This window comes from Chryseobacterium daecheongense, assembly GCF_003729955.1.
GTDB lineage: Bacteria > Bacteroidota > Bacteroidia > Flavobacteriales > Weeksellaceae > Chryseobacterium > Chryseobacterium daecheongense.
On sequence record NZ_RJTX01000003.1, the window covers coordinates 13,851 to 29,860 of the forward strand.

Here is a 16,010-nt window from a genome sequence, read left to right on the forward strand (position 1 = left end):
ACTGAATGGAGTTACAGAAATACTTTTCTAAATTCCTTCTCAAACACAGAAAAAGAAAATTAACGGAGAGAGACTATTTCCTTAGTACACAACTCAACATCATGTTAGGTACTGAGGTTCAAAATATTGCTCTTTATCGAGAAGCCTTCTCTCTTAAAAATTCTTCTAAAAATCAGGAAAGCAATTACGAAAGACTTGAATTTTTAGGGGATTCTGTTTTGGGAACCGTTATTTCCTGCCATCTGTTTCAAACCTATCCTCAGGCCAATGAAGGATATCTGACGCAGATGAAATCTAAAATTGTTAACAGAAAAAATCTCAATAAGCTTGGAGATGATCTGAAACTGACTGATCTTTTACAGAAACAAAGCTCAGTCGTTTTAAGTGAAAATATCTCAGGAAATTTATTTGAGGCTCTAATTGGCGCTGTTTATTTGGATTTTCAGTATGATGCCTGCAAAAAGATCATTTTGGAAAGACTTTTGACGCCAACAGAAATTAACAAACTCGAAAATAAAATTGTCAGCTATAAAGGTCTTCTGCTGGAATGGAGCCAGAAGAAAAAAGTGAACATCAAGTACGAGACTTGTGAAGAAATTCAGGTAAATAAAGCAATTGTATTCAGGTGCCACGTTTGGCTGGAAGAAGAAAAAATTGCAAACGCCACGGAAACTTCCAAAAAGAAAGCAGAAGAAAAAGCAGCACAAAGGGCATTTTATATTTTAAACAAAAAAGAAAATATACTTGGAAATCCAAAAACTTTATGATATTGATGATATAGAATTCGAAGATATTACCATTGGCTTGGTAAGATTGGTGAAAAATATACCTGATCATGAGTTTTTTTACAAAATCAACAAGAACAGCGATCTTACATTTTCCAGAATAAAAGATCTCGTCTATCATGGGTCTTATTATGATTATCACTTCCCAAGATTCGAGGCCTATCACAAATTTACCAAGACCTGTTTTACTTTTATTTCTAATCAATCTTCTGAAAGTAAACAAAAAAAACAACAGACTGAACTCTTCTCAGAAGAAGAAAACATTAAATTTTTATTAAATAATCAGGTAGAAGTAGAATATATTTTGCATAGTTCGGAACAGTTTCCTGATTTTTCCGTAATTTTGCTCCCTGAAAATCTTGTGTTTCCTATTCAGGATTACACTTTAAGTTCTGATGAAGAACTTTATCAAATTATCCAATATTATGAATAAGTATTTAAAGAAGACAAAAATTATCGCAACACTTGGGCCGGCTTCATCATCTAAAGAAGTTATGTTGGGACTAATGAAGGCAGGTGTTGACATTTTCAGAATAAATTTTTCACACGCAGATTACGATTTAGTTCGAAAAAATATTGAAATCATCAGAGAGCTTAATAGGGAATATGGATTCTCTGTCGGCATTTTAGGAGATTTGCAAGGTCCTAAATTAAGAGTAGGTGTTGTAAAAGAAGGGTCTTATCTTAACCCTGGAGATATTCTTACCTTTACCAATGAGAAAATAGAAGGAGATTCTACCAAGGTATATATGACTTACCAACAGTTTCCTCAGGACGTTAAAGAAGGCGAAAGAATCCTTATTGATGATGGAAAGCTGGTTTTGGAAGTTATAGAAACTAACGGAAAAGATACTGTAAGAGCTAAAACTATTCAAGGGGGACCTCTAAGCTCTAAAAAAGGAGTAAACTTACCTAATACAACTGTTTCTCTTCCTGCTTTAACAGAGAAAGACATTCAGGATGCTAATTTCATGCTTGATATGGAGGTAGACTGGATTGCTCTTTCATTCGTTCGTCATGCACAAGATATCATTGATTTAAAAAAACTTATTAAAAATCACCCGAACGGTAAATTCAAAACTCCTATCATCGCGAAGATTGAAAAGCCTGAAGGTGTAAAAAATATTGATCAGATCCTGTTGGAATGTGACGGACTAATGGTTGCCCGTGGTGACTTAGGTGTAGAAGTTCCAATGGAAGAAGTTCCTGCCATTCAGAAAACTCTGGTAGAAAAAGCGAGATTTTATTCCAAGCCCGTTATCATTGCAACCCAGATGATGGAAACAATGATTAACAGCTTAACCCCTACAAGAGCCGAAGTAAATGACGTTGCAAACTCTGTACTGGACGGTGCAGATGCTGTAATGCTTTCAGGAGAAACTTCTGTAGGAAGATATCCGGTTCAGGTGGTGGAAAATATGGCTAAAATTGTGAAAAACATTGAAATGACACACTTTTACCAGCATAAAAATGAACCTATTGAAAAAGATTTCAATTGTATCGACGATAGATTCATTACCAATAGAGTTTGTTTAGCAGCGGTAAGAATTGCAAAAACCACCAATGTTTCTGCAATCGTTACCCTGACCCATTCAGGATATACGGCATTCCAGCTTGCAGCACATAGACCCAATTCTCATATCATTGTATATAGTGGTAACAAACGAGTGATTACCATGCTGAATCTTCTTTGGGGAGTTCATGCTTATTATTACGACATGAAAAAACCTACCGATGAAACCATTATCCAGGTTAATATGCTGACGCATAACTATGGGTACATTGAAGCTGGAGACTTTGTGATCAATATCAATGCGACCCCATCTTACGAAGGCGGAAAAACCAATACCTTAAGATTAACTACGGTTTAAATATAGAGCAAAACAGAGAATTTGCTTTCTAGAAATAAAAAAAGCTCCTGAAGATTTCAGGAGCTTTTATTTTATGTATTTATAGATTATAGATTCCAAAAATTATGAATACATTTTACTTTTTACATTGAATTAGTTTCCTACAATAGTTTTAGGTGTTACAAACTCTTTTAAAGCGATCAGGGAAAGCTCGGTTCCATATCCTGAAGCTTTGGTACCTCCGAAAGGAAAACGGGGATCAGAGCTTGTCATTCTATTGATATTCACAGTTCCTGATTCTAGCCCTTCAATAAAAAATTGTTGACGTTCCTTGTTTTTGGTCCATACAGAGTTTGAAAGCCCAAAAGGAATATCATTCGCAATCTGTAATGCTTCTTCATCATTTTTGGCCACCATCACCATTCCAAGAGGCCCAAACAATTCTTCCTGCAAAATAGGATTCCCCTCTTTTACTCTTATTAAGCCCGGTTTAAACTCATTATCAGAGATTCTTTCCAACGGGATGATAATTTCGGCACCGTTTTCCAATGCTCTTTTAAATTGATCTTCCAGGTCATCTGCTAGATCAGGTCTTGCCATTCCGCCCAATTTGGTTTCCTTATCCAAAGGATCACCGGGAACATATTTTTTATATTCTTCTATAAATTTCGGAAGAAATTCTGCTTCAATCTTTTCATCAATGATGAATCTTTTGGCAGCCACACAGGTTTGCCCACAGTTCTGAAGCCTTGCCAAAGCCCCTACTTTTGCCGCTTCATCCAAATCAGCATCATCCAAAACGATAAAGGCATCGCTTCCACCTAACTCAAGCACAGATTTTTTGATATTCATTCCTGCAACTGAAGCTACTTCACCACCGGCTTTTCCACTTCCTGTCAGGCTTACTCCTTTTATGATCTCATGTTCCAGAATTTCTTTTACTTCCTTATGCCCAACTTCCAGATTCTGGAAAATACCTTCCGGGAAACCGGCTTCTTCAAATACTCTTTCAATAGCATTTCCACTTCCGAAACAGATGGATGCATGCTTTAAAACTACTGTATTTCCCGCCAAAATAGCAGGAACAGCAAATCTTAACACCTGCCAGAAAGGAAAATTCCAAGGCATTACTCCCAGGATTACTCCTTTGGGAATATAATGGACTTCTGAGAAAGTATATTCTGAATCTATTTTTTCCGGTTGTAAAATGTTGTCTGCTTTAGCATAGTAATTCATCATTAAAGCACATTTTTCTACTTCCGCCACAGCTTGTGAAATAGGCTTATTCATTTCTGTGGTAATAATTTCACCGAATTTTTGTGCATGAGCCTTTAAAATTTCAGCAGCTTTTGCGATTAATTGCTGTCTTTCAGCGAATGGTACTTTTTTCCAGTTTGAAAAAGCATGATTTGCTTTAATAAGTTTATTTTCAATTGATTGTTCCATGTTCATAAATAATAATATGCTTTTCGTAAAAGCATGATGAAAGCAGCAAATTTTGTTCCTTCCAGGTCAATAAAATAGTGATTTTCTCTATCGGTTGCTATGGCTCTTTAAATCATGAACCATTCGTTAACTAAGCACGCCGCCAATCGGGCTGTCCTCTCCTGAATATCATAAGAAGGGTTCACTTCAGCAACATCCAATGCAATAAGTTTCTGACTTTTTAAGATATGCCTGTAAAAGTGCATGAATGCGGCATCCACAAAAATTCCATTATAGGCGGCAGCAGAAACTCCGGGTGCAATGGAAGCATTAAAAACATCCATACAAATGGTAACATAGATGACATCCACTTCATTCAGCAAATCATCAATACGCTGATAAATCGACGGAAGATTTTCAAAAAATAATTCATCTGCCAAAATGTATTTCATTCCCAACTGATGAGCAGTATCGAACAATTTCAGCGTGTTGGAATTTCTTTGTATTCCAATATGTAAAGAATGGATTTTTCCTTCCTGGGCAATTTGCCAAAAGCCTGTTCCTGAACTTGGTCCTACTCCATTTTCGGGTTGCCTGTTATCAAAATGGGCATCAATATTAATGATTCCGATTTTCTTATCCGGAAATGCTTTCCTGATTCCGGAATAATGTGCAAAAGTTACTTCGTGCCCTCCTCCTAAAACCAAAGACTTACCTCCTTTTGTAAGAACCTTTGAAACATTTTCAGCCAGAATATTTTGTGCGCTCTCTAAGTTCTGATCATCACAAGTGATATTTCCGAAATCAAGCAAAGAAAAATCAGGGAGAACCACCGGGAAATTAGACATATTCTTTCTGATAATGTCCGGTGCGTCTTTTGCGCCTACTTTGCCTTTATTTCTTTTTACTCCTTCATCAACTGCAAATCCGTGTAAAACGAAATCATTCGTTGAAATATGATCATAATTGGTTTCCTCTTCCACTCTTTGAAAAACTCTGTGAAAAAGAGGTTCTTCACCATCAAATCTTCCTTGCCAGATCATTATATATTTTTTTTATTAATTGAAAAATACCTGTCATACTCTTTATAAAAAAATAGAATGTAATTTCATTTCTATTTGCCCTTTATTTTATCTCAGTTTTGTTTTATTCCATCAATGTAAACATTCTCTGCTTTCAAACTCCCTTGATTATAAAGCACATTCTGGAAATTGTTGGTTGAATACGTTACAATATCTGCCTTTAACCCTTGTTCTAATTTCCCTCTGTCTTCCAATCCAAGAGCATATGCAGAACGGAAAGTCATTCCCGCCAGAACTTCTGCTGTTGTCAACTTTTCATATGTTGCCAAAATAGAGGCTTGTGTTATCAAATTCCCCATGGGTGCAGAACCAGGATTCCAATCACTTGCAATAGCTAAAATGGCTCCTGCATCCAGTAATTTTCTTGCCGGAGTAAATTTTTCGCCTAACCCTAAGCTTGCACCAGGTAAAGCTGTAGCAACTGTATCGGATTGAGCGATGAAGTCAATATCTTCATCTATTGTTGCTTCCAGATGATCTGCTGATTTCGCTCCCACTTCCACCGCAATCCTTGAGCTTCCGGGTGTAAATTGATCCGCATGTACCGTAATTTCAAAACCTAAGTCTTTAGTTTTAAGTAGGAAATCTTTACTTTCTTCCGGCTGAAACGCCGATTTTTCGATGAAAATATCTACACGTTTTGCCAGACCTTCTTCTTTTACTTTAGGTAAAATGTCATTAATAATATAATTCAAATATTCCTGATTACTTCCTTCAAAATCTCTTGGCTTCAAATGAGCAGAAAGACATGTCGGAACTAAAGTAGCTTGAGTTTGTTGCTGGGCTTTTTTAATCATTCTCAACATTTTAAGCTCATTTTCAACATCTAACCCATAGCCGCTTTTTATTTCAATGGTTGTAATTCCTAAAGAAATAAGAAAATTGATTCTTTCCAATAACGTTTTTAGTAATTCCTCTTCTGAAGCATTTCTTGTATGCTGTACAGAGCTCCAGATCCCACCGCCACTTTCAGCAATTTCCAAATAAGTTTTTCCTGCATTACGCATCGCAAAATCATTAGCACGATTTCCACCGAAACAGATGTGGGTATGAGAATCAACAAAAGCCGGAAGAGCAATTTGTTCTCCTTTTATGAATTCAATATCTATATCTTGATTTTCAGATCGCAATTCTTCAAAATTTCCGACTTTCTGAATTTTCCCTTCATTTACCACAACTCCTCCATCAACAATAATTTCAAGCTGGTCATCAGATAATTTCCCCCTCAAAGAAAGGTTAGCAAGTGTCACAATTTGCTTAAATGGTCCTATTAATTTCATTAAGTTTAAGGTTTAGGATAAGTTTTAGATCAACTTAAGACTGAATATTTTTGTTCAAATGGGTATTAATTTTATTTAACTCATGAATTACTTCATTAATTAATTTTTCAATTTCCAAATATTGATTTTCTGAAAAATAATTTACTTTTATTCCATAAATCAAATGACTTTTCGTTTCAAATGCCGAACCTCTTGAAATATCATAAAATCTACTTTTATCTTTAGTGGTTCTTCTTCCAAATCCTTCTGCAATATTTGCAGAAATACTTTGTGCAGATCTTCTTAGTTGAGAAGTAAGTGCATAGTCTTCCTTTTTAGGTAAATTTTCAGAGATATAAAAACATTTTTCAGCAATTTCCATTGCTTTTTGCCAAACAGGCATTTCAGTAAAATCTTTGATCAATTCAGTCTTCTTATTTTCCTTCAAAAATACTTAAAAATATCTTCTTTCTCAACCTTTTCCTTTAGCTTAATATGAGTATTTTTTAATGACCCTTTTCCTTAACCTTAGCCTAAATTTCCTATCTTTGAGGTAAATGAAATGATTTAATGCCTGATTTTCTACATCCAGATAAGGAAAACTATTCCCGTGAAGAGCTTTTGCAGGAAGAACAAATACGTCCACAGAGTTTTAAGGATTTTGCCGGACAAAGAAAGACTTTAGAGAATCTTGAAGTTTTTGTAACGGCTGCCAAAAAACGTGGCGGAGCTCTTGATCATGTCCTTTTACATGGACCTCCAGGTTTGGGGAAAACAACACTGGCAAACATCATCGCCAATGAGCTTGGAGTGAATTGTAAAATTACTTCTGGTCCTGTTTTAGATAAGCCGGGAAGCTTAGCCGGATTATTGACGAACCTTGAAGAAAACGATGTCCTTTTTATTGATGAAATCCATAGGCTATCTCCAGTAGTAGAAGAATATTTATATTCTGCCATGGAAGATTATAAAATTGATATCATGCTGGAAACCGGTCCAAATGCGAGAAGTGTTCAAATCGGTCTGAATCCGTTTACCTTGGTGGGAGCTACTACAAGAAGTGGTATGCTAACCAAACCTATGTTAGCGAGATTTGGGATTCAGAGCAGATTGGAATATTATACCATCGAGCTTTTATCCATGATCATTCAAAGAAGCTCAAGGGTTTTGGGTGTGAAAATATACGAAGATGCCGCAATAGAGATTGCCCGAAGAAGCCGCGGAACTCCCAGAATTGCTAATGCTTTATTAAGAAGAGTACGGGATTTTGCCGAAATCAAAGGGAATGGCGAAATTGAGATCAATATCACCAAATATGCATTGAATTCTCTGAATGTAGATGAGTTCGGATTAGATGAAATGGATAACAAGATCATGCGTGTAATGATTGAAAATTTCAAAGGAAAACCAGTTGGGATTTCTGCTTTGGCAACTTCCATTGGAGAGAATCCTGAGACATTAGAGGAAGTATATGAGCCGTTTCTTATTCAGGAAGGGTTTATCATCCGAACTCCGAGAGGTAGAGAAGTTACGGAAAAGGCCTATAAACATTTAAATATTTCAAAGCCTAAAAATCCGGGGGAATTATTTTAAAAGTGTATGTATATCCCTAAATTATATAAAAGTGAGGATTACCACCTGATGAAAGAGATCATCAAGGAAAATGCCTTCGCCCTCTTGATCTCTTCAGTTGATAAAATAAGAGCGACTCACTCTATGATGATGCTTAATGAAGATGATCATGAACAAATTTATATAGAAACACATATTTCAAAAGCGAATCCACAGGCCAAACTTTTAAAGAATGGTGACGAAGTCCTTTGTGATTTTTTAGGAGCGCATACCTATATTTCCAGCAGTTGGTATGATCATGTGAACGTTTCCACCTGGAACTATGAAGCGGTTCAGATCTATGGAAAAGTTGAACTGATGAATCATGAAGAACTTTATGACCATCTGGATAAACTGACCTACAAGTATGAAAGTGCACAGCGCTGCCCTATGTTTGTAAAAGATATGGGGAAAGAGTTCGTAGAAAAGGAAATGAAAGGCGCTTTTGGGTTAAAAATAATCCCTACCGAAATATGTATTAAACAAAAACTTTCTCAAAACAGGAAGGAAAATGATTTTCAAAACATTATTTCTAATCTGGAACAATCCGGTGAGAATGAAAAGAAAATCGCTGAAAAAATGAAATCATTAAAAAGATAAACAATATATTTATATGAAGCTATATCCTATACAATGTGGAAAATTTAAATTGGACGGCGGAGCCATGTTTGGAGTCGTCCCAAAGAGTCTGTGGGAAAAAACAAATCCTGCAGACGACAGGAATTTAATTGAATTGGGAACCCGTTCCCTTCTTATTGAAGATGGTAAAAAACTTATTTTGGTTGACTGCGGTCTCGGGAATAAACAGGACGAAAAATTCTTCGGTCACTACTCTCTTTGGGGAGATGATAATTTAGATAAGAACTTAAAGAAATATGGCTTTGTAAAAGAAGATATTACGGATGTTTTCCTCACTCACCTGCACTTTGACCATTGTGGTGGAGCTATTGAATGGAATGATGATAAAACAGGCTATAGACCCGCTTTTAAAAATGCTCAGTTCTGGACCAATGAAAATCATTGGCAATGGGCAACCGAACCGAATGCAAGAGAGAAAGCAAGCTTTTTGAAAGAAAATATACTTCCTATGCAGGAAAGTGGACAATTAAACTTTCTTCCCCTTCCTACAACTGGAAATTATGGTTTTGCCCCTGACTTGAAAATGGATGTAATTTTTGTTGATGGACATACGGAGAAACAAATGCTTCCTGTGATCCAATATCAGGAAAAAACAATTGTTTTTGCTGCGGACCTTATTCCAACAACCGGACACATCAACCAGGTGTATGTGATGGGATATGATACAAGACCTTTACTAACCCTGGAAGAGAAAGGTAAGTTTTTAAAGCAGTGCATCGATAATGAATATTTATTGTTTTTTGAACATGATGCACATCATGAGTTGGCAAGTCTTAAAATGACTGAAAAAGGAGTAAGACTTGATGAAACCTATAGTTTTAATGAAGTTTTTGGATATTAATTTTTAATTATGGAAGAACTACATTCAGAAACGCCAAAAACTGAACCGGAACCTTTATCAAAGATCATTGGATTAACCGGCGGAATCGGCTCCGGAAAGACTACTGTGGCGCAGTTTATAGAAGAATTCGGATTCCCGGTATATTATTCTGATGACAGGGCAAAAACCATCGTTAATGATAACGAAGATTTAAAGATAAAAATCAAGGAGCTTCTCGGGAACGAGGCCTATGATGAAAATGGTTTTTATGACCGGAAATATGTCGCAGAAAAGGTTTTTAACAACAAGGATCTGCTTCATAAATTAAATGAGATTATTCATCCTGCCGTTCGGATTGATTTTGAAGAATGGGTAAAAAAACAAACCAAGTATTTAGTTTTTAAGGAGACTGCTTTATTGTTTGAATTAAAACTGAATCTGCAATGCTACAAATCTATCTTGGTCACTGCAGAAGACAATATAAGAATCAAAAGGGTGATGGATCGTGATGGAAAAACTTACCGAGAAGTGGAGTCCATTATGGAAAAACAAATGCCGGAAAAAGATAAAATAAAACTGGCAGATTGTGTGATTTACAACAATACCAATCTGGATGATTTAAAAGAACAAACAGAAAAAATTATCTTTGAGATTGAATAAAAAATAGAAAAAACCTCGTCAAAATCTGATGAGGTTTTTTGTTTTTGGCTCAAAAAATAAGCTCTCATTTCTGAGAGCTTATTCTTATATATTGAAGTTAATTATTATTCTTTAATAAACTTCTTCTGTACAGAAACTGAACCATCTTCGATATCTATTACAAATACTCCGTTGATCAGTTTGCTTACATTGATCTGGTTATTCAATAGAATTCCATTAGCCACAAGCTGTCCTGCCGAATTGTATATTTTATACTTCGCTTTTTTGCTGATATTCTTCACATACAATACTGAACTTACCGGGTTAGGATAGATCATAATATCATCCTGATTAAGTCCGGTAGCAACAGGCAATTTGGAAATTCTTACCGTGTAATCTTCAACTTCTCCATAAGGGAAGCTTGTACAGTTTACAGGAACGCCACCTCTCTGCATGGCTACTCTCATCACCACATACTTATAATCAGTCATACTTACAAATGCATTCGCCGGTACACTGAATGTTCCTGTGATAGGAGTGGTTGTATTCGGTCCTGCTGTAAGGATTCTTTCATGTGGATCAAAAGTACCGCTTCTGTCGAAGTCGATCCATACTGCAATACCAGCCTCATTGGTAGTCGTCTTCTCAATAGTGATCTGATTACCTGTAGAACCTTGGATCAACTCAATGAAGGTTGCCGGGTTACCAGAATAATCTGTGTAATTAGAGGCTCCGGAAGCATTCGTCATTACTGGCTTACCATTAGGAGTTACCTTAACATTAGATATATAATCCGTAGCTGAGCTCTGACCAGACATCTGACAATAGATTACAGTAGGCGTCGTGAAATAGTACGGTGGGGTAAAGTTACCCGGAGTACCGCTACAAACGTTTGCTACCTGCATTTCATATTTCGTTAATTCAACTAAGTTGGTAAGCGTATATGTATTCGTTGGAACTGCAATAGTCGTCCAGCTCGGAATACCTACTTTTCTATATCTCAAGATATAAGTTGCTCCTGGGAACGGATCCCAAACCACAACTGCAGATGTTGGAGTAAGAGTAGTAATCGTTAATCCCGGAGGCGGCAATTCACATGTTCTTTCCGTAGTAAATACTTTCGGATTTGAATATGGATTAGGAGTAGTCTCACCATTACAGATATTGGCAATCTGAACTTCATAAGTTGTATATGGTGACAATCCCGGAAGTGTATAAGTATTCACTGGAGGTGCCGGTAAGTTTACCGTTATCCATGTAGTTGTTCCTACTACTCTATATCTCATCACATATGTTGAACTTGCAGCAAGTGGAGTCCAAGTGATTTGAGCAGAGTTAGTTGTTATATTACTGATACTTACACTTGGAGGTGTAGGATCACATCTTGTCGTAAATGTCTTAATCGCCGTAGGAGTTCCAGGTGTATTTCCACACACTGCAGAAACTTGTACTTCATAAGTCGTTGCAGGAGTTAAACCTGTTAACGTCAATGGAACATTTCCTAATAGTGTAGAGGCATATACATCCGTCCAAGCTGTTGTTCCCTGCACTCTGTATTGTACCAGGTAGGTGATATTATTGGTAGCACCTGTAATGTTTACAATTGCTGAGTTATGGGTAATCGTATTGAAAGTAGGAGCATTAGGAGTAGTGTTTGCACACGGTCTTAATTTTACTGCATAATCTTCTACTTCACCATTTAAAGCATTCTGACACATTACCGGAGAACTGCTACGTTTTAGCACCACTCTCATAGTTGTTGTCAATGGTCCGTTGTAAGCCGTTGTCGGCACATTGAATAATGCCGTTACAGGTGAGTTTGTACTTGCTGCTGAGTTTAATATTTGCTCAGTAGTTTCGAATACTCCATTTCTGTTGAAGTCAATCCACGCAGATACTGCATCACTATAAGTAGAACCTGTCCAACCTTTAGCAACAGAAATTTTATTACCATTAGAACCGATGTCTAAAGTAACAAGAGTTGCCGGAGTGGTATAGCTGATATAATTAGTCTGTACAGACGTATTATTCATTGGTGGAATACCAGGGTTTACAGGAGTAATTGTCACATTAGAAATATGATCATTCGTTCCTGTACCTGTCATTGGACAATACGTAATAGGTGTTGTAGTAAACGTTGTAGACGTTGACCAAGGTCCTTGAGTTCCACCACAAACGGTAGATACCTGTACTTCATACGCTGTTTGTTCTGTAAGACCTGTAATATTATAACTGTTAGTAGTCACAAGAGGTGAAGTCTGCCATGTTCCTACAGGTGAAGTGGTTCTCCATCTCACATAATAGGTAGCCCCTGTAGCTCCCAACCATGAAACAGTAGCCGTAGTGGCAGCAATATTACTCATCGTAATACTGGTTGGCGGCGCAGTAGTACAAGCCGGGATATCAACAAATTTAACCTGGTAATCTTCTACTTCTCCATTACTCGTAAGAGGTGAACAAGCATCAGTTGGTGTTAAGAAATATACAATAACACGCATTTTCAATTTGTTCGCACCTATATAAGCATTGGCAGGAACAGCAAAAGTAGCTGTTACAGGAGTCGTTGAAGAATATCCTAAGTTCATGATTCTTTCTCCTCCAGGAGTTGTTGACGGGTTGTTATTAAATAATCCGTCTCCGTTGAAGTCGATCCAAGCATAAGTAGAATAGGTACTGGAAAGAATTGTTCTTCCTACAGAAAGAACGTTACCTGTTGTATTACGTCCTAATGTAATAAGCTTAGTAGGATCATTAGAATAATCCGTATAAGTACTAGGGCCTGAGTTATTACTCATGATTGGTGTGTTTACACCCGTCATGGTAATATTATTGATATACCCATCCGTTACTGTTGCAGTACCATTATTACAGTAGCTTATTGCTGGAGTAGTAAAGTTGATTGAAGCAGAGAATGGTCCCTGAACACCACCACAAATAGTAGAAACCTGTACTTCATATTGAGTTTGTCCAGTTAAACCGGAAATCACGTATGGGTTCGTAGCAGGGTTGATGGTATTCCAAGTAGGAGAACCAATTTGTCTATATCTTAATATATAAGTAGCTCCTGTTGTTCCAATCCAAGAAACATTTGCTGTTGAAGCCGTAATATTAGCTACGTTAATGTTACTTGGTGCTGCCGTTGTACAAGGTTGCATGTCAACAAATTCTACAGCATAGTCTTCAATTTCTCCACCACCAGAACCGGTAAGGTTATTACATGGTCCGGTGATTGTAAGATATGACATGATTACACGCATTTTTACAATACCGGTAGCAGTAGTAGCAGGAACACTGAATGTAGCAGTAACCGGAGTCGTATTGGAGTAACCTAAATTCATCACTCTTTCAGTAGCTGTGTTTTCAAAAACACCATTTCCGTTAAAGTCAATCCATACTGAAGTAGCATAGGTACTTGAAGGAATAAATCTTGATACAGAAACTGTATTATTGGCCGTATTTCTTACTAAAGTAATTAATGTTGCAGGGTTAGTTGCATAATCCGTATACAAGCTTGGTCCTGAGTTATTACTCATTGAGTAAGAGTTCGTAGGATAAACGGTTACATTAGTAATATGTCCGTTTGAGTTATTGGATGTAACAGGACAATACGTCTGTGTTAAAGTAATAAATATTACAGAAGGAGAGAAATTCCCCTGAACTCCTGAACATACATTCGCTACCTGAACTTCATATTTTGTACCTGCCGTTAGCGGGCTCAATACAACACTGTTCGTAGTAGATGTAGTTTGTTGCCAAGTAGTACTTCCTACGACACGATAGCGAATCACATAAGTAGCACCAACTGAAGAGTTCCATGTAACAGTAGCCTGAGTCTGTGTAATTGCAGAAACAGTAACACCCGCCGGCGGAGCACTTGTACAAACTGCCAAGCTTGCCATAACAGCATTTCCGATAGCATAGAATACGTTTCCAACTGCGCTTACTCTGATCTTAACGTTAGTACCTACAGGTAATGATCCGAAGTTTAGATCTTCATTTCCGTCATTAGCTGTAGATGCGGTAAGAACTGTCCATGTATTCCCGTTATCTGTAGAAAAATCAATTTTTACATTGGCAACACTATATGGAGCAGCAGATGTATTAGCAACATTCCACGTTACGTTTGTTGGACCATTATTATATGCTGTAGTAGTAGTCACGGTGAAAGGGCCGTCATTTCCTACAATGATCGTTTGTTCAGCATATTGAGTTTGCTGTTGATTGGCAGCAGGATTGTTATCTCTTACTGTTACAGCAAATTTTGAAGTTCTTGCCACTGTAGATACAGATTCCCAGGTATTGTTAGCATTGTTTAATACACCTGCCAATACTGAAGAGAATTTAGGGAAATATCTTGTCGGGCTTGTAGTTGGGTTGAATGATCTGAATGAAGCTCCAGATGTTGTAGTTCCCAAATTGTTTTTATTGATTGTAACCGTAGCATTATCTACTTCTTCCCAAGTATACGTCATTGGGTCATTCTCTGGATCTGTTGCTGAAGCCGTAAGAACAAATGCTGTTCCTTTAGGAATATTATAAGTAGGTAAAGCGGCAATTACCGGTGGGTTATTGGTAATTGCAGTTTCAACGTCACAAGTTTTGTTGATCAAATTAGCCTGAATCTGCTTGATACTTACATTATGGAAATAAGGATCAGAGTGTGGCTGTACATCTGTATTAGCTCCAGTGATACCTGCATATCCCATAATGGTTGAACCTGAACCCGGTTCAACATTTACTCCTGCTCCTTCTAATCCATGAGAGAATGTATGGTTACCTCCCAATTGGTGACCCATCTCGTGAGCCACATAGTCTATATCAAAATTATCTCCCTGAGGAATACCATCCGCAGGAGAAGTATATCCTGAACCTTTCTGTTGTGAAGTAGGCCCTGTAGGGTTCACACAAACACAACCGATACAACCTGCATTACCACCACCTCCTGAAGCACCGAATAAATGCCCAATATCATAATTGGCATTTCCTACGTTAGCTGTAAGGGTTTGCTGAAGCTCCAGGTTCCAGTTGTTCATCTGGGCAGCGGGAGAATATGGGTCAGTAGCTGCGTTTGTATAAATTAACGCAGGATAATTCTGCAAATTTAAATGTAACGCGAAATCTTTTTCAAAAACACCATTTACTCTTGTAAGAGTAGCATTGATAGCTGTTAATGCACCTGCTGTACCTCCAAAATATTGTGTATATTCCCCGGTAACAGACATTGCCAGTCTCATCGTTCTGTATTTCTTATCAGAATTTTTCGCGAAATCAGTAGATTGGTTGGCAAACGATTTGCCGTTCTGATAAAGCTTTTCCAACTCTTTTTGGTAAGCCGGATCCTCTTTTGTTGAACACAAAAAGCCTTCATTACTTTTATCAGTTTTAGGATGCACACCGTAAACTGTTTTGGCTTGGTCCACCGGCTCTATAAATTCATAATGCCCGTTTTTGATGATCATGGACTGAAAATCATTCGGAGCTAAACTGAATCTTAAGTATTTGCCGGGATCATCTATCCCAACTCCTACATAAGAGCCTAATTGATATTGATCTGCCAAAGCTTTCACCACAACCGGGAAGCTGTAAACGGCAAATTTTTCCATTTTTCCGTCTAAAGTCGGCAAGGAAATCGTAACGGGTTTTGCATTTTTCCCCATTTCCTGTGCTCCTGCCAATTGAGACCTTAATTCGGAAATATCCAGCGCAAAATAGTCTTTAATATCCGATCTTGCCCTGAGTTTTTCCCCACTGAACGCTGCCGGTCTCCACTGTGCACTGGTGACCACAAACAGACAGAGGAAAAAGAAAGAAGTAAAAATTTTCTTCATAACTTTCTCAATATTATATTAATCACACAAAGCTAATCATTTTTTATTATTAAATTATAGCTCCAAAATATT

At 37.3% G+C, this 16,010-nt stretch carries 12 protein-coding genes; 7 read left to right on the forward strand and 5 right to left on the reverse strand.

Annotated features, from left to right (window positions below; translation table 11 throughout):
* Positions 1 to 5 precede the first annotated feature (5 nt).
* From rnc to pyk, 3 genes are read left to right on the forward strand one after another with little or no spacing between them, the layout of a single operon-like run.
* Positions 6 to 767, forward strand: a complete 762-nt coding sequence (gene rnc / locus EGI05_RS12620; protein WP_123263413.1) for a ribonuclease III — start codon at positions 6 to 8, stop codon at positions 765 to 767.
* Positions 745 to 1,218: an IPExxxVDY family protein gene (locus EGI05_RS12625; RefSeq protein ID WP_123263414.1), complete on the forward strand. Its 474-nt coding sequence runs from the start codon at positions 745 to 747 to the stop codon at positions 1,216 to 1,218. Before rnc ends, EGI05_RS12625 begins: the two co-directional genes overlap by 23 nt.
* Entirely contained in the window at positions 1,211 to 2,656 is a 1,446-nt protein-coding gene (gene pyk / locus EGI05_RS12630; protein ID WP_123263541.1) for a pyruvate kinase, read from the forward strand. Before EGI05_RS12625 ends, pyk begins: the two co-directional genes overlap by 8 nt.
* A gap of 132 nt (positions 2,657 to 2,788) precedes the next feature.
* Here pyk and EGI05_RS12635 read toward each other — a convergent pair whose 3' ends face one another.
* The 4 genes from EGI05_RS12635 to EGI05_RS12650 all read right to left on the reverse strand — a co-directional run bounded on the left by EGI05_RS12635 (position 2,789) and on the right by EGI05_RS12650 (position 6,825).
* Positions 2,789 to 4,081, reverse strand: coding sequence for an aldehyde dehydrogenase family protein (locus EGI05_RS12635; RefSeq protein WP_394337985.1), 1,293 nt, complete (start codon positions 4,079 to 4,081; stop codon positions 2,789 to 2,791).
* 107 nt (positions 4,082 to 4,188) lie between these two features.
* Positions 4,189 to 5,103 (reverse strand): formimidoylglutamase, encoded by a 915-nt coding sequence (gene hutG, locus EGI05_RS12640; RefSeq protein WP_123263416.1) that lies wholly within the window; start codon positions 5,101 to 5,103, stop codon positions 4,189 to 4,191.
* Positions 5,104 to 5,195: 92 nt separating this feature from the next.
* Entirely contained in the window at positions 5,196 to 6,422 is a 1,227-nt protein-coding gene (gene hutI / locus EGI05_RS12645) for an imidazolonepropionase (RefSeq protein WP_123263417.1), read from the reverse strand.
* Positions 6,423 to 6,456: 34 nt separating this feature from the next.
* Positions 6,457 to 6,825, reverse strand: coding sequence for a four helix bundle protein (locus EGI05_RS12650; protein WP_123263542.1), 369 nt, complete (start codon positions 6,823 to 6,825; stop codon positions 6,457 to 6,459).
* A 146-nt stretch (positions 6,826 to 6,971) separates the two neighbouring features.
* Here EGI05_RS12650 and ruvB point away from each other — a divergent pair, with 146 nt between their 5' ends.
* Genes ruvB through coaE form a run of 4 tightly spaced genes read left to right on the forward strand, consistent with a single transcriptional unit; the run spans position 6,972 to position 10,131 of the window.
* The gene (gene ruvB, locus EGI05_RS12655; RefSeq protein ID WP_123263418.1) at positions 6,972 to 7,994 is read left to right on the forward strand and encodes a Holliday junction branch migration DNA helicase RuvB; all 1,023 of its coding nucleotides are present in this window, start codon (positions 6,972 to 6,974) and stop codon (positions 7,992 to 7,994) included.
* A 6-nt stretch (positions 7,995 to 8,000) separates the two neighbouring features.
* Positions 8,001 to 8,612: an FMN-binding negative transcriptional regulator gene (locus tag EGI05_RS12660; RefSeq protein WP_123263419.1), complete on the forward strand. Its 612-nt coding sequence runs from the start codon at positions 8,001 to 8,003 to the stop codon at positions 8,610 to 8,612.
* A gap of 13 nt (positions 8,613 to 8,625) precedes the next feature.
* A complete protein-coding gene (locus EGI05_RS12665) occupies positions 8,626 to 9,492 on the forward strand; it encodes an MBL fold metallo-hydrolase (protein ID WP_123263420.1) in 867 nt (288 codons plus the stop codon).
* Positions 9,493 to 9,501: 9 nt separating this feature from the next.
* Entirely contained in the window at positions 9,502 to 10,131 is a 630-nt protein-coding gene (coaE, locus tag EGI05_RS12670; protein WP_123263421.1) for a dephospho-CoA kinase, read from the forward strand.
* Positions 10,132 to 10,235: 104 nt separating this feature from the next.
* On the opposite strand, the gene EGI05_RS12675 is transcribed toward coaE, so the two are convergent.
* Positions 10,236 to 15,938 (reverse strand): GEVED domain-containing protein, encoded by a 5,703-nt coding sequence (locus EGI05_RS12675; RefSeq protein ID WP_123263422.1) that lies wholly within the window; start codon positions 15,936 to 15,938, stop codon positions 10,236 to 10,238.
* Positions 15,939 to 16,010 lie beyond the last annotated feature (72 nt).